The 20,772-nt window shown below is 65.6% G+C and carries 16 protein-coding genes; 6 read left to right on the top strand and 10 right to left on the bottom strand.

Annotated features, from left to right (window positions below):
• Nucleotides 1-71: 71 nt before the first annotated feature.
• A complete protein-coding gene (locus tag AB3K92_RS01525; protein ID WP_059492930.1) occupies nt 72-1,034 on the bottom strand; it encodes an ABC transporter substrate-binding protein in 963 nt (320 codons plus the stop codon).
• 466 nt (nt 1,035-1,500) lie between these two features.
• Between AB3K92_RS01525 and AB3K92_RS01520 the strand changes: the two genes are divergently transcribed.
• Nucleotides 1,501-1,827 carry a hypothetical protein gene (locus AB3K92_RS01520; protein ID WP_301853492.1) on the top strand — a complete coding sequence of 109 codons (327 nt, stop codon included), beginning with the start codon at nt 1,501-1,503 and terminating at the stop codon, nt 1,825-1,827.
• A gap of 74 nt (nt 1,828-1,901) precedes the next feature.
• Here the strand turns inward: AB3K92_RS01520 and AB3K92_RS01515 are convergent, their stop codons facing one another.
• The 4 genes from AB3K92_RS01515 to AB3K92_RS01500 all read right to left on the bottom strand — a co-directional run bounded on the left by AB3K92_RS01515 (nt 1,902) and on the right by AB3K92_RS01500 (nt 8,600).
• Complete coding sequence (locus AB3K92_RS01515) at nt 1,902-2,357, bottom strand: hypothetical protein (protein ID WP_048027441.1); 456 nt, start codon at nt 2,355-2,357, stop codon at nt 1,902-1,904.
• Nucleotides 2,358-2,454: 97 nt separating this feature from the next.
• The gene (locus AB3K92_RS01510) at nt 2,455-4,521 is read right to left on the bottom strand and encodes a TIGR02594 family protein (protein WP_369464361.1); all 2,067 of its coding nucleotides are present in this window, start codon (nt 4,519-4,521) and stop codon (nt 2,455-2,457) included.
• A gap of 3 nt (nt 4,522-4,524) precedes the next feature.
• Nucleotides 4,525-5,655 carry a hypothetical protein gene (locus AB3K92_RS01505; protein WP_060156881.1) on the bottom strand — a complete coding sequence of 377 codons (1,131 nt, stop codon included), beginning with the start codon at nt 5,653-5,655 and terminating at the stop codon, nt 4,525-4,527.
• 71 nt (nt 5,656-5,726) lie between these two features.
• A complete protein-coding gene (locus AB3K92_RS01500) occupies nt 5,727-8,600 on the bottom strand; it encodes a type VI secretion system Vgr family protein (RefSeq protein WP_081077452.1) in 2,874 nt (957 codons plus the stop codon).
• A 587-nt stretch (nt 8,601-9,187) separates the two neighbouring features.
• Between AB3K92_RS01500 and AB3K92_RS01495 the strand changes: the two genes are divergently transcribed.
• A complete protein-coding gene (locus tag AB3K92_RS01495) occupies nt 9,188-9,463 on the top strand; it encodes a hypothetical protein (RefSeq protein ID WP_301853494.1) in 276 nt (91 codons plus the stop codon).
• A 185-nt stretch (nt 9,464-9,648) separates the two neighbouring features.
• Here AB3K92_RS01495 and AB3K92_RS01490 read toward each other — a convergent pair whose 3' ends face one another.
• A complete protein-coding gene (locus AB3K92_RS01490; RefSeq protein WP_301853495.1) occupies nt 9,649-9,912 on the bottom strand; it encodes a hypothetical protein in 264 nt (87 codons plus the stop codon).
• Nucleotides 9,913-9,926: 14 nt separating this feature from the next.
• Nucleotides 9,927-10,205 (bottom strand): DUF4148 domain-containing protein, encoded by a 279-nt coding sequence (locus AB3K92_RS01485; protein ID WP_021160494.1) that lies wholly within the window; start codon nt 10,203-10,205, stop codon nt 9,927-9,929.
• A gap of 269 nt (nt 10,206-10,474) precedes the next feature.
• Here AB3K92_RS01485 and AB3K92_RS01480 point away from each other — a divergent pair, with 269 nt between their 5' ends.
• From AB3K92_RS01480 to AB3K92_RS01470, 3 genes are all read left to right on the top strand, one after another.
• Entirely contained in the window at nt 10,475-13,702 is a 3,228-nt protein-coding gene (locus AB3K92_RS01480) for an efflux RND transporter permease subunit (protein ID WP_369464360.1), read from the top strand.
• Nucleotides 13,703-13,772: 70 nt separating this feature from the next.
• Complete coding sequence (locus AB3K92_RS01475; RefSeq protein ID WP_301853498.1) at nt 13,773-15,158, top strand: efflux RND transporter periplasmic adaptor subunit; 1,386 nt, start codon at nt 13,773-13,775, stop codon at nt 15,156-15,158.
• Nucleotides 15,159-15,188: 30 nt separating this feature from the next.
• Nucleotides 15,189-16,745: an efflux transporter outer membrane subunit gene (locus tag AB3K92_RS01470; RefSeq protein ID WP_301853513.1), complete on the top strand. Its 1,557-nt coding sequence runs from the start codon at nt 15,189-15,191 to the stop codon at nt 16,743-16,745.
• On the opposite strand, the gene AB3K92_RS01465 is transcribed toward AB3K92_RS01470, so the two are convergent.
• On the bottom strand, nt 16,726-18,225 hold the full coding sequence (locus tag AB3K92_RS01465; RefSeq protein ID WP_301853499.1) for a heavy metal sensor histidine kinase: 1,500 nt from the start codon (nt 18,223-18,225) through the stop codon (nt 16,726-16,728). The two genes, AB3K92_RS01470 and AB3K92_RS01465, sit on opposite strands and share 20 nt — an antisense overlap.
• Complete coding sequence (locus AB3K92_RS01460; RefSeq protein WP_021160488.1) at nt 18,222-18,899, bottom strand: heavy metal response regulator transcription factor; 678 nt, start codon at nt 18,897-18,899, stop codon at nt 18,222-18,224. Before AB3K92_RS01460 ends, AB3K92_RS01465 begins: the two co-directional genes overlap by 4 nt.
• A 200-nt stretch (nt 18,900-19,099) precedes the next feature.
• Here AB3K92_RS01460 and AB3K92_RS01455 point away from each other — a divergent pair, with 200 nt between their 5' ends.
• Complete coding sequence (locus AB3K92_RS01455) at nt 19,100-19,357, top strand: DUF4148 domain-containing protein (RefSeq protein ID WP_301853500.1); 258 nt, start codon at nt 19,100-19,102, stop codon at nt 19,355-19,357.
• A 285-nt stretch (nt 19,358-19,642) separates the two neighbouring features.
• On the opposite strand, the gene AB3K92_RS01450 is transcribed toward AB3K92_RS01455, so the two are convergent.
• Entirely contained in the window at nt 19,643-20,755 is a 1,113-nt protein-coding gene (locus AB3K92_RS01450; protein WP_301853501.1) for a Rieske 2Fe-2S domain-containing protein, read from the bottom strand.
• Between the last annotated feature and the right edge of the window lie 17 nt (nt 20,756-20,772).

Below are 20,772 nucleotides of genomic sequence, written 5' to 3'. Positions count from 1 at the left end.
GAAACGGTTGCGAAGCGGTAGCAAAGCGGTTGCGACTCGGGCGGCAGCCGCGCCGCCGCCCGTGCGGGACATCAGTACTTGCGGGTCGGCAGCACCTGCGCCGCGACGTTCATCGGGAACACCGTCTCGTTCGTGACGATCCGCTTGGGCAGCTGCTTGCCGGCGACCACGTCCTTCACCGCGCTCATCAGTTGCGGGCCGAGCAGCGGGCTGCATTCGACGTCAACGTTGATCTTGCCGGCGATCATCGCCTGGAAACCGCCCTTCGTCGCATCGAACGACACGACGCTCACGTCCTTGCCGGGCTTGATCCCGGCCTCTTCCATCGCCTGGATCGCGCCGAGCGCCATGTCGTCGTTGTGCGCGTAGACGACGTTGATCTGCTTGCCGTAGGTCTTCGCGAACGCTTCCATTACCTGCTTGCCGCCGGCGAGCGTGAAGTCGCCGCTCTGCGACGCGATCACCTTGAATTTCGGATTGTTCTTGATCACTTCGAGCAGGCCCGCGCGGCGATCGTTGGCCGGCGCCGAGCCGACGGTGCCCTGCAGCTCGACGATGTTGATCGGGCCCGGGTCGTTCTTGTAGTGCTCTTCCATCCAGTGGCCGGCGCGCCGCCCTTCCTCGAGGAAGTCGGAGCCGATCATCGTCACGTACAGCGACGGGTCCTTCACGTCGACCGCGCGATCGGTCAGGATCACCGGGATATGCGCGGCCTTCGCTTCGGTCAGCACCGGTTCCCAGCCCGATTCGACGACCGGCGAGAACGCGATCACGTCGACCTTCTGCGCGATGAACGAACGGATCGCGCGAATCTGGTTCTCCTGCTTCTGCTGCGCGTCCGAGAATTTCAGGTTGATGCCGGCGTCCTTCGCCGCGCCCTTCACCGACACGGTGTTCGCGGTGCGCCATGCGCTTTCCGCGCCGACCTGCGAGAACCCGAGCGTGATCGGCTTTTGCTGCGCGAACGCGTCGTGCGCGAACACGGTCGCCGCGGCGACGAGCGCGCCGGCCGTCAGCTTCCTGAAAAATGTCATGGTCCGTCTCCGATGATGTCGTTGTATGCCGCTGCGCTGTTGTGGTTCTGCTTGGCGCGGGGATGCGGGTCGGGACTGCAGTCCGGGCTGGCGCGTGCGGCCGGCCCGGTCTGCATGCCCCGCATCAGTCTATGAACAAGTCCGATAACCTTCCAATGAAATATTGGATTCGGGCGATATCGGAATCGGCATACGTATAAACACCTAAACGGGCTGGGGGCGGCGCGGCGGAGATGGGGAAAGGCGCCGGCTATGAAAAACGCCGGCTATACCAGCGCGCAAGGCGCGATCATGGTCGGCTTCGTGAACCGGGGCGTGCGCCGGCCTCGGTCGCGAGCGGCTGGCTGACGGATCGCTTCGACCGCTACCGGGTGAGCGCCACGAGTTTTTGCCTGGCGGCACGGTCGCTCCGGGCCGTGCACGGGATGCAGTCGTCGTTCCGGCCCCAGCAGGCGCTCGCCTTTGCTTGGGGATCGTTCATTCCCGGTGCCCATACCGGCATGAACGCGCCGACCGCGCGCTTTTATCCGACCGTCGCGCGTTCGACCAGCTTGAGCGGGTGCATGCGTTCGGAGGGCTGGGCGCGATCGGCAGCGCATTTGCCGGCGCGGCCCTCCTCAGCGTGGGGCTGGGGTTCGGCCAGATCCTTCCGCTGATGGCCGACGTGCCGCTGATCGGCGCGGTAGCCGGGCTCGTGATGCGCCGGGCGCCGGGCGCTGGGCGCTGGGCGCTGGCCGATGAATCCAAGGGAACGGCCGTGATTTCTGCGGCGGAGGTTTCCGCGAATACGTGACGAGAGCCGTCGCGACAGAACTCAGATCCGGCAGGCCGCCACCTTCCTCTCGGTCTCGCCAACCATCTCCGCGGTCAACGAGCGGATAACGACTTGTGTCCCGTTGCCTTCAACGCGACATTGACATCATCGCGCGTGTTGACGATACGGCCCTCCACCTTGCAATCCGATTGCACCGGCTTCGCACCGTCTGCAAATCCCACGCCGCCGAGATCGGTTGCTACCCATTGCGCGTTGCGCCTTTCAAGCGCGAACTTCATGATCTCGACCTGGTCATCCGTCATCTCCAGGCTGCCGTCCTTATCCGTCAATGCAACACATGCGAAGGCGGCATCACGATCCTTGATCAGGTCGACCACGAAATAGCGGTAATCCTTCAGGTCCGGTTCGCTGTCGTTCAGCCGGTGAACGGCGGCCAGTATGTGGGCGCGATCAGGGTCGCTCTTGTCCAGATCGCGGGCATACGTCACGTTGGCGACGGTCGCGACGAGGATCAAGGCGCATGCAGTGAGCTTGGATAGCTTTATCATCAAGATTCGAGAGAAATAAATAACCGGGATCGCCCCGTCATCGAGCAGCGAACGTCTCGCGGGACATCGCAACACCTTACCTCGGGTAAAAGTACATCTAACGAGTCGATGCGGCCGTCATCGATGTGCTGCCGTCATCCGGCACAAGCGCCAGTTGATAGTCGTCATCCGTTGCGTCATAGCCGATCGGGAGACGATACGCTACCACCAAAGACGGCGGCAGATGGCTTTTGTTCACCTCATGCGCCTTGCCCTGGTTGCCACCCAACGTTGCCAACGATTGCAGATGTTGATGAGCATCGAAGCGATGGGCACCGTTGACAAAGGTAACGTGGTACGCGCTCTTGCCGAAGCGCACGACGGCGATGGCGCCGTATACCGGCTTGTTCCCCTTGGTCGGCTTCCCCCACTTCAGGAAACTGCTTGCCATCGCATTGGTCTTTCCCTTCGTCCCCTCATAGCCCGCGCGCTGCAGACACCAGTTCACGAATGCCGCACAGTATGCGGCGGAATTCGGATCGGCCTTGGTTTGCGACGTCGCACCGAAATACTCCTTGATGTGCTCGGTGGAAACGTCTCCTCCCTTGCGCTTGATGCCGACGCGACGCTCCTCCTCTGCATACGTCATCCACGGTGCATGACTGGCACTCAGTGCCTCGGTTTTCGGGTGATCGCTCTCGTCCCGGGAACGGACAGCGTGCACTTCCGGCGCCGGCTTTGGCGCGGGTGATGACCCGGCAGTCCCGCTTGCCGGATGTGTGCTTGGGTGCGCGGGCGCGCTCGTTGCAGGTGCGGCAGGGGCTGTATGAACGGCTTTCCCGTGAGTCTCCGCAGCATGAGACGAGGCAGCGGTCGAGGCAGATGTCGCGGGAGCCGCCACTGCGACGGGCGCTCCGGTGGCCACAGGTGCCACCGCAGATGAAGAGCCTGCAGCCACCGGTGCGGCGGCCGTTGCCGCGCCCGATGACGAAGACGGGTGCGCATGTGCCTTCGGTACGGTCAGTACCTGATGCGGATACAGAAAGTACGGCGATGCAATGCCGTTCAGACGCGCGAGCACGCGATAGCTCGTCGAGTGTTTTTTTGCGATCTTGCTGAGCGTATCGCCTTTCTGAACGATATAGGTCTCCGTACAGCCATGCGGAGCGGCGCCGGCTACGCTAGCGTGCGAAGCGGCGGCAGCGGCAGCGGCAGCGGCAGCGGCAGCGGCAGCGGCAGCGGCAGCGGCAGCGGGAGCGGGAGCGGGAGCGGGAGCGGCAGCGGGAGCGGCAGCGGGAGCGGGAGTCTCGGTAGGCGCCGCAGGATGACTCGTTGCCGGCCGAGGCTCCGTCGGCGCAGGCGCAAGTGGCTGCTTGTGTAATTCGGTTGCCGACGGCACGACGATTGTGGGCGCAACGACCGTAATGGCCGTAGCGGGCGTCGTCGGCGTCACGGTCTGCTCGATTTGTACCCACTTGTGATCGTGTTCCGACCAGGCCTGCAAGGAAACTGGCCCACCCGATAGCGCGGCCTGTACCTGCACTTGCCCGTTCTTGTCCGTGACCAGGTCGATTGTTTTACCGCCCTGGGTTGCCCTTATTTTGGTGTCGACCAGATGAGCCTTGGCCTGGTCGAGCACGTAGACGTTCACCGTCGGCAGACAGCCCTTGCAGCCAGCCTTCTGCGCCCGTTCGATAGCCCGCTTCATCGACTTGCCACCGGCCACTTCGATAATGTTCTTCGCGTATTTCTTGTCCGTGGCGTAACCGGCCGACTGCAGCGCCCGTGCTTCCGCTTCCAGATTGCCCTTTACTCCTTCGCTATAAAGACCCGCCGCAGCATAGCGGGGATTCGATGCGAGAAATTTCTGACGATCTCGCAAGCTCTCCAGCATGGATGGATACACGCGAAACGGGGCCGTCACCCAATACTTACTACCATCCTCCCTCTCTTCCGGGACGGTAAAGTTACGCGACTCACCGTGCCACGACGCGTCAGCCTTGATGTTGAAAAAGTTGTTCGTTCCCTCCAGAACGTGCTCCCCCCAGCCCGTTTCCTGCGCAGCCTGCGCAAGAATCAGTTTCCACGAGCAGCCTGTCTCGTCGGCGACCTGTCGGGCCGGACAATACAGGTTCTTGATGAATTCGAGTTCGTCGTCGTACGTATACTTCTTGTCGCCCGCCATAACTTATCTCGCTCCCCGCTGAAATACAGCGCCATGCCCTTTGGTTTTCGCCACGCCGACCCAATTACTGCCGTCGAACCCGATCGCATCCATCTCGCTGCCAAACGTATGGACGGTGCTCACAGCATGCGAGGCCGGATCGACGGACAGCAACACTGTGCGATTACCCTTGCATGCGTCACCGATGACGCTTACGGTACGATTGCCGCGAGCGACTGCATCGATGCTGCAGAGCGTGCCATTTGCCGTCGAGAACATGGACGTTGTCTTTCCCGAAGGGTCGACCATCACGACCGTCAACACACCAGCAGGCGTGACGCCAACGTCATGCACAAGACCGTCGGAAGACACAAACGCACTCGCCGACGTCACATTCCCGGGCAACGGATACGCGGAACGGACATATCGCTTGCTGTCGAGATCAATCTGCGACACCGCGTATCCGTTGTGACCTGCTCCGGCATTCGGCAGGAACTTGCCTGCCACCAGAAGGCGCCGGCCATCCAGACGGGCAGACGCGTCGGTCCAGAATGCTCCACTCGAAAGCTGCGTCAGTGTCGGCTGCTCGAGATCGGCATCGAGGTGCGCGACGAATGTGCCAAATGGCCCGCCACGCTGCAATGTCGCACTAGTGCCCCCTGCGACATTGACGCTGGCAGGACCCACGTCCAGCATGTAGAACCACTCGTCAAAGCCTGCATGAATCGGCTGCCGCTTTTCGAGCTTGCCCGCAACGGAGAGGCGGTTCACGACGACGCTCGTTTGATTGAGCGACTCGCTGCCCTGCGTGTGTTCCTCGGTCACCACAAAAATCGAGTGGCCATCGCTACCGCAGGCCACCGCCGAATTGCTGACATGACCCGAGCCAAATGGAATGGCCGTACGCCATTCCACCCGGCGGCTACCTGCATCAAACAGCACGACCATTGCGGATCGGCTCGGCACGGTGTCGTCATAGACATGTCCGCTGATGCAGTAACGGTCATTGCCGAGCGGATTGATGGCATCGGCACTGAATCCTTCCGGCGCACCGAGCGGAAACTCCATCATCTGCGCCGATGCAACCGTTACATGGACCAGCATCGCGCCCAATACAGCGCGTATCCAGTACTTGATCTGCTCTCGTGCTTTCATCTGCTTTTGCCTTATCTCTCTAACTGCCTTTCGTGACATCAAATGCCCACCCGTCTGCTTCCGGATGGAGGTCAGGCCGCCGTGTTTTCCGTATCCGGCAAATCGTCTGCGTCAATCGAATCGTCTTCGCCCGTCGTGTCGCCGGCATCGTCCGTCATCGCATGATCCGCATAGTCAAACACGCCCGCATTGGGGTGATCGACCTCGTTGGCGCTCATGTAGAACGGCTCCTGATACATCATCGTCTTCCATTTGCCATGGTTCAGATCGAAGATCGCGTGGATCTGTTGCGGCGTATCGGTAAAGGCGCGCAAAGTCTGTCCACTGCCGTCGAGCATGCCGCTGCCGAGAATGACCCCCGCGTCACCGACCAATCGATAACCGACCGCCTGCGCAACGCCATCCGGTTTGTGCAGGACTTCGTCGAGCACCAGTTGCTGGCTGTACTGCAACGGTTGCTGGCTTTCGAAAAATGCCTGCTGCGGAGGCGAGACGCTCGTGCCGCCTTGCTTTTCCCACGATGCGCACCGCTCCAGGATCTGCCCCGGCGTACCGTTCTCAATCCCGTTCGTCGAGATCTTGATGTAAGAGTTGCCCGCGCCGATCCATATTTCTTTCGGAGCGGTCAGAACAATCCGGCCGTCCTTGGTCGAGATCGAAATGTCTTTCAATGCCGCCAACGCCATCGCATCACCCTGTGCCTGGATCTCGACCTTGCCTTTGGCCGCGAACAGTTTCATCCCCGCTTTCTGAACGAACAGGCTGAGTTTCTCCGCCACGCTCGCGACAAGAGACTTGCCTGTCGCAACGTGCATGTTTTGCCCACTGACGAGAGTGACGTGCTCGTCTGCCGTGATCTGCGTCGACTGCTGCGTCGACAGCGCGATACCGTCCGGACTCGCCATCAGCATCACCGACTTCGCAAAGCTGTTCGCGCTGCCCGTGCCACCGCCAGCAGTCCGCCCGCCATGCGACGCAGCGGTGACACTGTGCCGCGTCGCATCACGGAATCCGGCCAGCGCATCGCTGCCCGGCTGCAGGCTTTCCGCCTGGCTCGCCACACTCGCCTGCGACTGCGCGTCGAGCACCCCGTACGCATTGACGAGTTGCTCCGTCGCCTCGCCTGCATCCAGCGGTTGTCCCGCGGTTGCCTGATGCGTCGATATGTACAATCCTTTACCTGCACGGATCGCGCCGTATGCTGTCGACTTCAGATCGAAGCCCGTTCCGAGATAGCTTCCCCGCGTGTTGTCGGCATGCTCGACAAGGTGCCCGAGATGCAGATGTGAATCGCCACTCGTCGAGTACAGCTGCGCTCGGTTCTGGCCGGTAGAGTCATCCATCACGAGATGGTTGTAACCACTGCCGCCATATTCTTTCGACCGATAGCCGGACAAGACGCCGTGGCTGTGCCACTGGGGCCGGACGCTCCCGTTGTAGACGCGATGGAGAACGATCGGCCTGTCACAGTCCCCGCCGACGTATCCGACCAAGACTTCCTCACCGACCCTCGGAACGTGAACGCTCCCGTACCCGCCACCGGTATCCGATTGCGCGACTCTTACCCAGCATGAAGCACTCGCATCGGCCGGGTTTTGACGATCCCACACGAACATGACCTTGACCCGGTTCAGTTCGTCCGTGTATACCTCTTCACCCCGGGGGCCAACTACGATAGCGGTCTCCAGTTCCATCACCGGCTTCTTGTGTTCGAACGGGCTCCGATACGGGACGGTCACCCGCTGCGCTTCCACCTCGACCACGTAAAATCCCGCCGATCCGTCTCCGTGCACAACGGCCTCACCCGTATGTGCCGATTTCGCGTGCGCAAGCTGGCTCTGCAAGCTATGCGGGAAGTTCGCTTCCTGGATGGGCAACGGCAGGTTGTTCTCGATGTGCCGCTGCACCTTGATCGCGACGAATTCGCGCTGGCTGGCTGAGTCGCGATCATGTTCCGGATGTCCCGTCAGAGTGAAGCGACAACCGGCGTCAATCGCGCGGACACCACCGACGCCGAAGAATCGCTTCGCTCGCGACTCCCATTCCTCCAGGTGAATCTTTGACAGGTGTTCGCCGCGGCTCCGGTCCAGATACGTATAGGCGCCGGTGTATTCGTAGACTTCAGCCTGCTCCGGCAAATTCCCTTGACCGGACATTGTGGGCAAAGTCGTGCCTTTGGGATTGACGACGGACGAAGGCGCCTTGTAATCGAACGTGCGTGTCGTGTGAACGGTGCTCTGCAACGTCCGGGAACCCGCCCACTGCGCAAATGCATCCGTTTCGCCACGCGTACCCGACCTTGAGAACCCGACCGAACCAGGTGACATCTCATCGAGCGAGTAGATATCGTCAGTCACGACAAATCGATGCGACTTCCCGTCGTTGTCGTGCCGCCAGAAGCCGAACAAACCCTCTTCCTCCAGCAAACGATGGATGAAATTCCAGTCGGTCTCGCTCTGGCGGCAATATGAACGCGAAGGCAGCGGCTTTAGCAATGCAAATTCGAACTGCCCTTGTGCCTGCGGATGCACGTTAAATACGTCCGTGATGATGGCGTCGACGCTTTTGTCCTGCCAGTACCGCATGTCGTTGCGAAATTTGAGGAAATGCATCCAAGAAGCGAAAGTCAGCTGATAGCTCGAAAGGCTACCGTCAGCACCAAGTCTTCGAGCCGTATGAATGTAGCCGTTGAGCGGTCGATAGGACTTGTTCGCTTGTTGAATCCAGAGCGTGATCGGTTGGGCGATCAGCGTCTTCAATTCGATGTCGCCCGCCGTGGAGACCATGTCGAGCGTCACGCTAAAGTCGCGACCAAGCTCGGCGTAGGTCACAGCGCGCCGCGGTACGAGTGCGTTCTCCGGCAAAACCGGGATGCTCGTCTTGAGCAGGCGATCATGCTGAATCAGGCCGCCACGAATCGCCTGAGCCACTTCGGTCATGTTCATTCGTTATCCATCTTCTTGTTTTTTGCGAGCCAGTAGTGGTCCGCACTCTCACGGGAACGGCACCCCGTCTTGCCGCCGCAATTCTAGCGGCAACAACAAGTCGCGAGAATGTATTTAATCTCTAAAACAACAATATTGACTGACAAAAGTTGAAGTGCGATTCACGAATCCGCCAGCCACATCCTTTCGACATCTTCAATATTCCATTTTCCAAACACATTCCTTTCTTTATAATTTCTATTTATGCCAACGAGAATGAAATATGTAATGTTTGGGTGCTTTGCGGTAGCCGCCACAGTCGATGCTGATGTCGACGACACCTCAATCGGCCTCACTGGCTTCGTATCCGGTTGAACCGCCCAGAGGCAGACGACGTCGCAATCAGTGCCGGCTGTTCAGTGCTGTCAAATGAAAAGCGAACCGCTATCAGGTCCGCCTCATTGCAGACCAATTTGATTCAAACTGAATGAGTTCCGCAACGAACCATTGCGGAACGGCCAACACAGCAAATCAAGCACCGCGCCTCGCTTCAGAACCCGCGTCCCGACCTGATCGCGAAAATCCCATCCGCGATCGGCCGCACGCGCGTGGCAGCTGGTACGACATTCTTCCTGCCCGCGCAACCGAAGGTGAAAGGCGGCACGATCCTCTCGTCGCGCTATCTCGCGGACACGGCCCTGATCTGGCCGTGCTATTTCGTCGGGCTGTTCGTCCCTTACCTGCTGTACAACTGGCTGCCGACGATGGCGAAAAGCACCGGCTATACGAGCGCACAAGGCGCGATCATGGTCGGCTTCCTGAACCGGGGCGGCAGACCGGCCTCGGTCGCGATCGGCTGGCTGACGGATCGCTTCGACCGCTAACGGATGATCGCCACGAGTTTTTGCCTGGCGGTACGGTCGCTCCGGGCCGCGCACGGGATGCAGTCGACGTTCCGGCCCCAACAGGTGCTCGCCTTTGCTTGGGGATCGTTCATTCCCGGCGCCCATACCGGCATGAACGCGCCGACCGCGCGCTTTTATCCGACCGTCGCTCACGACGGCCAGAATTACCGCCCATCGCCATCGCCGGCCAAGCCGAGCCGCCGGTCGACGCCGCTGTCGCGACCGCGCGGCGTCTCTCCGCCCCGATTCGGCACGACGCCGGCCGCATGCGGCCGACCGGCGTCGGCCGCACGCGCCGGGTTCAACGCTTGCAGCACGCTCGCGCGCCCGCCGTCGTCATCGGGCAATTGCGGCATCCCGCGTGCAAAGGCCGGCGCGACCGCCGCCGCGAGCAGCGCGGCGATCGCCAGCCGGAAAAGGCGCGTCATCGCCTGTCTCCCGGTCACTGCGCGCTGACGGCCGGCACCGGCGTCGACGCGGTCGCGGTGGCCTGCTCGCCGTGCGCGATCGCATAGAGCTCGCGATTGCGCGCAATCGTCGACGGGCTCGGCGGATAGTCCCAGTTCGACGTGGGCACGGTGCCGTCGCGCTGCGCCTGAACGAGCTCGGCGATCACGTCGGCACGGGTCGGGCCCGACGACGACGCTTGCGCGAAAGCGGCAACCGGCGTGCCGATGGCGAGGGCGAGCAGCGCGGTCGCTGCGATCAGTCTGCGATTCATGATGAAACTCCCCAGAACGGTTCGATAAGGACGCATCGTCGATGCGCCGCCGGCGGTGCCGCGGAAGCGGTTCGCCGCCCGACATCTTCATTCTGGTGACTGCGGCCGGCACGACGCTGACCGCCACATGACAATCCTGAAATCTGCGGCTCCACGCGCAGATAACCGTTTCGTAATCTTCGAGTCAGGGCCGGGTCAACGCGGCAACGGCAGACTGCACGCTCGTCGCATCCATCGCGGCGCCCTTGCCCTGCTTCGAGGAAAACATCATGTGGATCGTCCGGCTGGCATTGCGCAGGCCCTATACGTTCGTCGTGCTTGCGCTGCTGATCTTCATCGCGGGCACGCTCGCGATCCTGCGCACACCGACCGACATCTTTCCGAACATCGACATCCCGGTCGTCAGCATCGTCTGGTCGTACAACGGTTTTTCCGCCGAGGACATGGCCAAGCGCATCACGACCAACTACGAGCGCGCGCTCACGTCCGACGTCGACGACATCGAGCACATCGAATCGCAATCGCTGAACGGCGTGTCGGTCGTGAAGATCTTCTTCCACCCTGGCGCGGACATCAATCGCGCGATTGCCGAAGCCTCGAGCAACGCCGCGTCGATCCTGCGGATCCTGCCGCCGGGCACGCTGCCGCCGAACATCATCACGTACAACGCGTCGACGGTGCCGATCCTGCAGCTCGGCCTGTCGAGCAGCACGCTCGCCGAGCAGCAGCTGTACGACCTCGGCAACAGCTTCATCCGCACGCAGCTCGCGACCGTCCAGGGCGCGGCCGTGCCGCTGCCGTTCGGCGGCAAGGTGCCCGAGATCGTCGTCGACCTGAACATGCGCGCGCTGCAGGCCAAGGGGCTCGCGCCGATCGACGTGGTCAACGCGATCAACGCGCAGAACCTGATCCTGCCCGGCGGCACCGCGAAGATCGGCGCGCGCGAATACAACGTGCAGATGAACGGCAGTACGCAGACCGTCGCCGCGCTGAACGACCTGCCGGTGAAGACCGTGGGCGGCAACGTCGTCTATGTGCGCGACGTGGCCCACGTGCGCAACGGCTACGCGCCGCAGACCAACATCGTGCGCAGCGACGGCAAGCGCGCGGCGCTGCTGACGGTCGAGAAAACCGGCAGCGCATCGACGCTGACGATCATCGGCCAGGTGAAGGCGATGCTGCCGAAGATCGCGGCCGGCCTGCCGAAGGCGCTGCACATCACGCCGCTCGGCGACCAGTCGGTGTTCGTGAAAGCGGCGATCCAGGGCGTCGCGCGCGAGGCGCTGATCGCCGCGTGCCTGACGGCGCTGATGATCCTGCTGTTCCTCGGCAGCTGGCGCGCGACGCTGATCATCGCCGTGACGATCCCGCTCGCGGTGCTGACGTCGCTGTGCGCGCTGGCCGCGCTCGGCGAGACGATCAACATCATGACGCTCGGCGGGCTCGCGCTCGCGGTCGGGATTCTCGTCGACGATGCGACCGTCGCGATCGAGAACATCACGCACCACCTCGAACGCGGCGCGCCGCTCGAGGAGGCGATCCTGACCGGCGCGGGCGAGATCGCCGTGCCGACCTTCGTGTCGACGCTGTCGATCTGCATCGTGTTCGCGCCGATGTTCCTGCTGACGGGCGTCGCGCGCTACCTGTTCGTGCCGATGGCCGAAGCGGTGATCTTCGCGATGATCGCGTCGTACTTCTTCTCGCGCACGCTGATCCCGACGCTCGCGATGGTGCTGATGCGCGCCAAGGGGCACGGCAAGGCGCCGCGCGGCATCTTCGCCCGCTTCGCGCGCTTCCAGGCCGCCTTCGAGCACCGTTTCGAAGCGGTCCGCGCGCGCTATCGCGCGCTGCTGTCGGCCGCGATCGCGAACCGGCGCCGCTTCGCGGCCGCGTTCCTGCTCGCCTGCGTGGCTTCCACGAGCCTGTTCGCCGTCGCCGGGCAGGATTTCTTCCCGTCGGTCGATACCGGCGAGATCCGGCTGCACCTGCGCGCGCCGACCGGCACGCGGATCGAGGAGACCGCGCGCCTGACCGACGAGGTCGAGACGCGGATCCGCTCGGTGATCCCCGCGAACGAACTGGCCGGCGTGCTCGACAACATCGGCGTGCCCGTCAGCGGGATCAACCTGACCTACGACTCGTCCGATCCGGTCGGCGCCGGCGACGCCGACATCATGATCACGCTGAAGCCGAACCACCGGCCGACCGCGCAGTACGTGACGAAGCTGCGCAACCTGCTGAACCAGGCGTTCCCGGGCGTGACCTTCGCGTTCCTGCCGGCCGACATCGTCAGCCAGATCCTCAACTTCGGGTTGCCCGCGCCGATCGACATCCAGATCGTCGGCAACCGGCTCGATGCGAACCGCGCGGTCGCGAACCGGCTGCTCGCGCAACTGCGCGGCGTGCGCGGCCTCGTGGACGCGCGCATCCAGCAGCCCGGCGACGCACCCGCGATCAACGTCGACGTCGATCGCACCAAGGCGATCCAGGCCGGGCTCCAGCAGCGCGACGTCGCGCAGAACCTGCTGATATCGCTGTCCGGCAGCTCGCAGACCACGCCGAACTTCTGGCTGAACCCCGCCAACGGCGTCAGTTACCCGGTGCTGGTGCAGGCGCCGCAGTACGACGTCAATTCGCTGCAGTCGCTCGCGAACATCGCGATGCCGACCGCCGCGCAATCGCCGCAGACGCCCGCGGGCGGCCCCGCGGCCGGCGCGGGCGCGCAGAACCTGCTCGGCACGCTGGGCACCTTCTCGCGCGCCGAGCAGCAGGCCGTCGTGTCGCACTACAACGTGCAGCCGGTACTCGACATCTTCGCGTCGGTGCAGGACCGCGACCTCGGCGGCGTGACGGCCGACGTGACGAAGCTCGTCGACGCCGCTCGCGCGCAACTGCCGCCCGGCTCGTCGATCGTGCTGCGCGGCCAGGTGCAGGCGATGCACCAGTCGTTCGCGGGGCTGCTGAGCGGCCTCGTGCTCGCGATCGCGCTGGTCTACCTGCTGATGGTCGTGAACTTCCAGTCCTGGCTCGACCCGCTCGTGATCGTCAGCGGCCTGCCCGCGTCGCTCGCGGGCATCGCGTGGATGCTGTTCGTCACGAACACGACGCTGTCGGTGCCCGCGCTGACCGGCACGATCCTGTGCATCGGCATCGCGACCGCGAACAGCATTCTCGTCGTCAACGCGGCGCGCGAGCTGAGCGCCGGCGGCACGCCGCCGTGGCAGGCCGCGCTCGATGCGGGGTTCAGCCGGTTCCGCCCGGTCGTGATGACCGCGCTCGCGATGCTGATCGGCATGCTGCCGATGGCGCTCGGCCTCGGCGACGGCGGCGAACAGAACGCGCCGCTCGGCCGCGCGGTGATCGGCGGCCTCGCGTTCGGCACGGTGTCGACGCTGCTGTTCGTACCCGTCGTGTTCGGCTTCGTCCATGCGTGGCTCGAACGGCGACGCGATGCGGCCGCCGCACGCCGCGTGCCGGACACGCCGGCCCTGCCTTGAGCACGGATACCCGGATAGCTGGACTGGATACCCGCCGATTTCCTCCGACTCGCCCGACTTCGAACCCATCATGAACGACTCGACCGAACCTCTCGCCCCGCTTTCCGCCGAAACGGCGGCGGTGCCGCCTGTCGCGCGCGACACCGCACCCGACGCGCCGCTGCCCCGTCGCGGCCGCAGGATCGCCGTGCCGCTGGCCGCGCTCGCACTCGCCGCCGCGCTGCTGGCCGCCGGCATCGTGCCGCGTATCGATGCGCGCGCCGCGCAGCGCGTGCAGGTGGCCGCGCAGCAGGCGCTGCCGGTGTCCGTGATCCGGCCCGGCGCCGCGCCGGCCGACCAGACGCTCACGCTGCCGGGTGCGGTGATGCCCTACGCGGAAGCGTCGATCTACGCGCGCACGAGCGGTTACATCGCGCACTGGAGTGCGGATATCGGCACGCACGTGAAAGCCGGGCAGACGCTCGCGCAGATCACGGCGCCCGACCTCGACGCGCAGTTGCGTCAGGCGCACGCCGACACGTCGACCGCGCAGGCGAACTACAACTACGCGAAATCGACCGCGCAGCGCTGGCAGGAGATGCTGAAGACGCAGTCGGTATCGCAGCAGGACACCGATACGAAGGTCGCCGACATGAACGCGAAGCGCGCGATGCTCGCCTCCGCGCAGGCGAATGCCGCCCATCTGAACGAACTCGTGTCGTACGAATCGGTGACGGCGCCGTTCGACGGCGTGATCACCGCGCGCAACGTCGACGTCGGCACGCTCGTCACGGCGGGCGGCACACCGGGCAGCCCGGGGCTGTCGGGCGAGCTGTTCCACCTCGAGCAGACCGACACGCTGCGCGTGTTCGTCGACGTCCCGCAGGATAGCGCGGCCGGCGTATCGGCCGGCACGCCCGTGTACCTGACCACGCAGCAGTATCCGGGCCGGCGCTTCGCCGCGCGCGTGGCGCGCAGCGCGGGCGCGATCGATCCCGTGACGCGCACGCTGCGGGTCGAGATCGACGTCGACAACCGCGACGGCGCGCTGATGCCGGGCGCGTATGCGCAGGCGCACCTGCTCGTCGCGAGTGCGGCGCCCGCGTTCGAGCTGCCGGTCAGCGCGCTGCTGTTCCGGCCGAACGGCGTGACGGTCGCGACCGTCGCCGCGAACGGCACCACCGCGCTGAAGACCGTGCAGATCGGCCGCGATTTCGGCACGCACGTCGAGATCGTCGCGGGGCTGACCGCGACCGATCGCGTGATCGACAACCCGGGCGATTCGATCGCCGACGGCGAGACCGTGAAGATCGTGGCGGTCGAGCCCGGCGCCGCGCAAGCGGCTGCGCGGGCCGGCTCGGCTACCGGTGCGCCGGCGGCACCTCGCGCGGTTGCGGCAGCACCGGCCGCCGTCGCGGCGCCTGCGTCGACGCCGGTTGCCACGTCGGTCGCGACGTCGACGCAGTCCCACGGCTGACCGTTCATGACAACCCGCGAGATCTCCACCATGTGCCTCTTTCATCCGCTTCCGTTCGCACGCCGCGTCGTCGCGCTCGGCATCGCCGCCGCGTTGACCGCATGCTCGACGCTACCCGCCTACTCGCCCCCCAACGTCGCGGTGCCTGCGCACTATGCGGGCGTCCCGGCTTCGGGCATACCGGCTTCGGGCGTCCCGGCTGCGGGCATACCGGCCACGGCCGCTCCCGCCTCCCAACCCGGCTGGAACGTCGCCACGCCCGCCGATGCCGCGTCGCGCGGCCCGTGGTGGACCGTCTTCGACGACGCCGCACTGAACGCGCTCGAAGCGCGCGTCGACATCTCGAACCAGACCGTGAAGAAAGCCGTCGCCGATCTCGAGCAGGCACGCGCGATGGTCGGCTACCAGCGTGCGGGCTTCCTGCCGACCGTCACGGCCGGCGTCGCGCAGAGCCGCTCGCGCTTGTCGCAGAACAAGCTCGGCTCGTCGCTCGCCGGCAAGACGACGCCCGACTACCAGGCCGGCGTCGCCGCGAGCTGGGAACCCGACCTGTTCGGCCGCGTGCGCGACGCCGTGACGGGCGCGCAGGCGAATGCCGACGCGAGCGCGGCCGACCTGCAGGCCGTGAGGCTGTCCGTCACGGCCGAGCTCGCGACCGACTATTTCGCGCTGCGCTCGCTCGACACGCAGAAGCAACTGCTCGACGAAACGGTGCGCGCGTATGCCGATGCCCTGAAGCTGCTGAAGCAGCAACTCGCGGACGGCGCGATCGACGCGTCGGCCGTCGCGCAAGCCGAGACGCAGCTCGAATCGACGCAGACGCAGGACACCGACATCGACGCGTCCCGCGCGCAACTCCAGCATGCGCTCGCGACGCTGGTCGGCGAAAGCGCGTCGACCTTCACGCTGCCGCCGCGCGTGCAGGCATTCGACGTGCCGGCGATCCCGGCCGGCGTACCGTCGCAACTGCTCGAGCGGCGGCCCGACATCGCGGCGGCCGAGCGGCGCGTCGCGGCCGCGAACGCGCAGATCGGCGAGGCGCGCGCCGCGTTTTTCCCCGACCTGGTGCTGTCGGCGAGCGCGGGGCTCGAAAGTTCGTTCTTCGCGCCGTGGCTCACCGCGCCGAGCCTGTTCTGGTCGCTCGGCTCGCAGCTCGCCGGCACGCTGTTCGACGGCGGGCGCCGCAGCGCGTCGCTGCACGCCGCGCATGCGCAGTACGACGGAGTGGTCGCCGATTACCGGCAGACCGTGCTGGCCGCGTTCCAGCAGGTCGAGGATCAACTGTCCGCGCTCGATGCGCTCGCATCGGAAGCGAACAGCCAGCAGCGCGCGACCGACGCGGCCGACCTGTCGCTGAAGCTGACGACCAACCGCTTCAACGCCGGTGCGGTCAGTTATCTCGACGTCGTGACCGCGCAGACGATCGCGCTGTCGAACCGGCGCCTGGCCGACCAGATCGCCGCGCGCCGGATGGAGGCGGCGGTCGCGCTGCTGACGGCGCTCGGCGGCGGCTGGAACAAGGATACGGATATGGATGCGCACGCAACGGCCGCCGCGCACGCGGCCGCTACGCCGTCGGCGTCCTGACGAACGTGAGGATGAAGCGCGTGCCGGCCGCGTCGCTTTCGACGCGTACGGTGCCGCCGTGCAATTCCATCACCGAGCGCACGATCGCGAGGCCGAGCCCGGCCGTGCCGCCCGGCACGCCGCCGCTGCGTGCGGGGTCGCCGCGCACGAAACGCTCGAAGATGCGCGGCAGCAGCGCGGGATCGATCGGCTCGCCCGGGTTCGCGACGACGACGTGCACCGCATCTGCCGTTTCGTCGACGCTCATCGCGATCACGCCGCCCGCCGGCGTATAGCGCAGCGCGTTCGCGAGCAGGTTGCTGACCGCGCGGCGGAACAGTTCGAGATCGGCGGTCAGTTGCCCGTGCCCGTCGACGCGCAGTGTCGATCCCGCTTCGTCGGCCAGCCCTTCGAAATAACCGGCGATACGCTCCAGTTCGTCGTGCACGTCGAACGCACGCTGCCGCGTGACGAAACCCGGATGCTCGGCGCGCGCGAGAAACAGCACGTTCTCGATCATCCGCGCGAGACGGTCGTATTCCTCGAGATTCGATTCGAGCAGTGCCTGGTACTCGTCGGGCGAACGCGGCCGCGCGAGCGCCACCTCGGTCGCGCCGCGCATGTTGTTCAGCGGCGTGCGCAGGTCGTGCGCGAGATCCGCACTGAATTGCGACAGGTGTCCGAACGCCTGCTGCAGGCGGCCGAGCATCGCGTTCTGCGCGTCGACGAGCGCCGTCAGCTCGCGCGGCGCACGCGACGCGTCGAGCCGCGTATCGAGCTTGTCGACGGTGATCCGGCCCGTGTTCGCGACGATCTCGCGCAGCGGCGCGAGCGATGTGCGGATCAGCCCGTAGCTGAGCAGCATCGCGAACAGCGCACCCAGGCCGCCGGCGATCTTCAGCCGGTCGCGGTAGCCGTCCAGCATCGCGGCGCGATCGCTCATGTTGCGCGCGATCGCGATCCGGATCGTCGAGTGGTCGCGCAACTGCGCATCGCTGACGACGCCGCGCACGGACACGCCGCCGCCGGCCGTCCAGGTCGCGATCCGGTCGGTGGTGATCCGTTCGTTCGCGGGCACCGGCGTCGCGTGCGGCGGGAACAGCGCGGCGTCGGGCAATGCCGGCAACGCGGGCGAGGTGGGCGAGGTGGGCGTCGATGCGGCTGCCGCCGGCTCAGGCGAGTCCTCGAACCCGGTGCGCTCGACGTTGTGGCGTGCGAGCACGTTGCCCTGCCCGTCGACGACGGCGATCGACAGCGCCGCGTTGCCGAGCACCTGGCTCGTCAGCCGGTCCGCATGCGTGCGCACCGCGTCGAGCGAATCGAGCTCGCCCGCCAGCCGGCGCGTGTGCCGCGCGGCGAGCACGATGTCGAGGTCGTCCTGCGTGCTCACCTGGCGCTCGAGGGCCGTATACACATAGGTGCCGACAAGCGCGAAGACGGCGAGCATGGTCGCGCCGAACGCGAGCGCGAGCGTCGCGCCGATCGAGCGGCCGAGCGTCATGCGGCGTCCTTCGGCTCGAGCACGTAGCCGACGCCGCGCACCGTATGGATCAGCTTGACCGCGAAATCGTCGTCGATCTTCGCGCGCAGCCGCCGGATCGCGACTTCGACGACGTTGGTGTCGCTGTCGAAATTCATGTCCCACACGTACGACGCGATCTGCGTGCGACTCAGCACCTCGCCCTGCCGGCGCGCGAGCAGTTGCAGCAGCGAGAATTCGCGCGGCGTCAGGTCGATCCGCACGGTGCCGCGCTTCACGCGGCGGCGCACGACGTCGATCTCCAGGTCGCCCACCGCGATACGCTCCGTCTCGCGCGGCGGCCCGCGCCGGGCGAGCGTGCGGATCCGCGCAAGCAGCTCGACGAATGCGAACGGCTTCACGAGGTAGTCGTCGGCGCCGAGTTCGAGGCCGTGCACACGATCCTGCACGTCGTCGCGCGCGGTCAGGAACAGCACGGGCGTCGCGTGCGTGTCGCGCAGCCGCTTGAGCACGCTCCAGCCGTCGAGCACGGGCAGCATCACGTCGAGCACGATCACGTCGTAGCTTTCCTCCTGCGCGAGCGTCAGGCCCTCGCCGCCATCCTTCGCGAGATCGACGCTGAAGCCGGATTCCTCGAGCCCTTTCTTCAGGTACGCGCCGGTCTTCGGTTCGTCTTCGACTATCAGGATGCGCATGGTCGGCTCCGTCGCATGGGGTGGTGACATGCGCCGATGTTACCGGGAAACGCGGCGCGCGAGCCGCATCGTGCAAGCGCGAAACGGGCGGATTACAAATCTGTAATCGGCGGGTCAGCGTCGTGACTGCCGCGGCAACCAGAATGGGATACGTGGGGCCGCCCCACTCGCCCGTTCGTTCAACCCACCAGGGAGTCGCCATGAAACTCTTCACTGCCTTTGTCGCTGCCGCGCTGAGCCTGCCGTTCGGTACACAGGCCTTCGCCCAGTCCACGCAGGCGCCGCTCACGCGCGCCGAAATCTACCAGCAGCTGATCGATGCCGAAGTCGGCGGCTTGCTGCCGACCGACCGGAACGACTATCCGCCGTCGCACGCGCAGATCGCGCGCAATCGCCAGCTTTACGCGCGCGCGCATCCCGATGCGGCGCCGGTCGCGACGGCATCGGCCGGCAATTGATCTCCGCCTGTGTCCGGCAGCCGGCCGACAGCCGGATCGCGCGCCGACCCGGCGCCTGTCGGCGGATTTCGCGGCGCCCGCAGCCGGGCCCGCGAAATCCTTGTGGCTCAGGCGCTTGAGCGCACCGGCCCGACGGCCGCCCGCCTGCCCGACGACGTGAAACGATGAACGCGAAAAAAAGCCCGTGCTCGGCCCGGGCGTGCCGGCCGCATGCGTTGCCGGCGCGATCCTGCTCACGGGCCGGTTCCCGGCCGCCGCTTCACGCCTCGCCTCCCGCCTCGCCGCTCACTCACGACGGTGCGGTCGGCCGCCCGTCTCGGCGACGCGGTCGACCCAGCCTCGGTAGAACGCGCGGTACTTGAGCACGAGCTTGTCGTACCGGCTGTACGCACCGCCGCCGTCCGGCTTCATCCCGTTCCAGATCCTGACGTCGTACCCCGCGGCCTGTCGGGTCTGCAACCCGAACAGCACGTAGTCGGTCGCGCGGCGCAAGGCGCCGCCCACCTTCTTGATCGAGATGAGCATGTGCATGACGTTTTTGCCGTCGCTCACCGGCGTCACGCACTGGAGCAGCTTGTATTTGAAGTCTCCGTCCAGCGCGACGGTCATCACGCACCCGCCGGGGTAGCCGTCGAAGTGCAGGTTCATCTGCGACATGTTCAGGCCGAGCGCACGCGACAGCATGCCGAGGGGCCCGAAATACCGGTTCACGGTGAAGTCGATCCCGGCACCGAACCACGCGCCCGCCCGGGCCAGCGGCTCGACCTCCGGCCACGGGCGCCAGTCGTCGAACAGCTTGAGTTCGAAGGCCGAGATCGGGAGCGCGTGCACCGGGGTCGCGTGTTGCGCGTCGTAGAAGTTCTCGACTATCCGCAAGACCGCCGTCGTCGTCTCGAACGCGAAGTGCAGGTGCATGAAGTCGCCGTTGTCGACGTCGGCCGCGGCGATTTCGGGCAGCGGGTGCAGCGGCTGCGGGGAGCCGTACCAGACCCACACGTAGCCGTACCGCTCCGCGGTGACCCACGTCGGCTGACGCGCGCCGCGCGGAACGGGCTCCAGCTGCCGCACCACCTGGCTGTGCCCGGGGATGTGAACGCACCGGCCCTGCTCGTCGTACCGCCAATGGTGAAACGGGCACTGGATGCACCCGTCCGTGACCCGCCCGTCGGCCAGGTTCGCGCCGAGGTGCGAGCAGTGGCGGTCCATCACCACCGCCCGCCCGGTCGCGCCGCGCCACGCCACGCACGGACGGCCGAACAGCGTCAACTCCGTCGGCTTGTCCTTGAGGTCGTCCGAGCGCATCGCGACGTACCAGCTCGCGGCCACGCGCGTGGTCGCGTCGTACGCCCCCGGGGCTTGCTCCGTGGCGACCGCTTGATCGAATTGAACGTCGTTCATCGTTTTCCTGGCGGTGT

The organism is Burkholderia sp. Bmkn7 (assembly GCF_041103175.1).
In the GTDB taxonomy this organism is placed as follows: domain Bacteria; phylum Pseudomonadota; class Gammaproteobacteria; order Burkholderiales; family Burkholderiaceae; genus Burkholderia; species Burkholderia cepacia.
The sequence above is the reverse complement of the archived record's forward strand: the minus strand, read 5'-3'. Positions and strand labels throughout refer to the sequence as shown.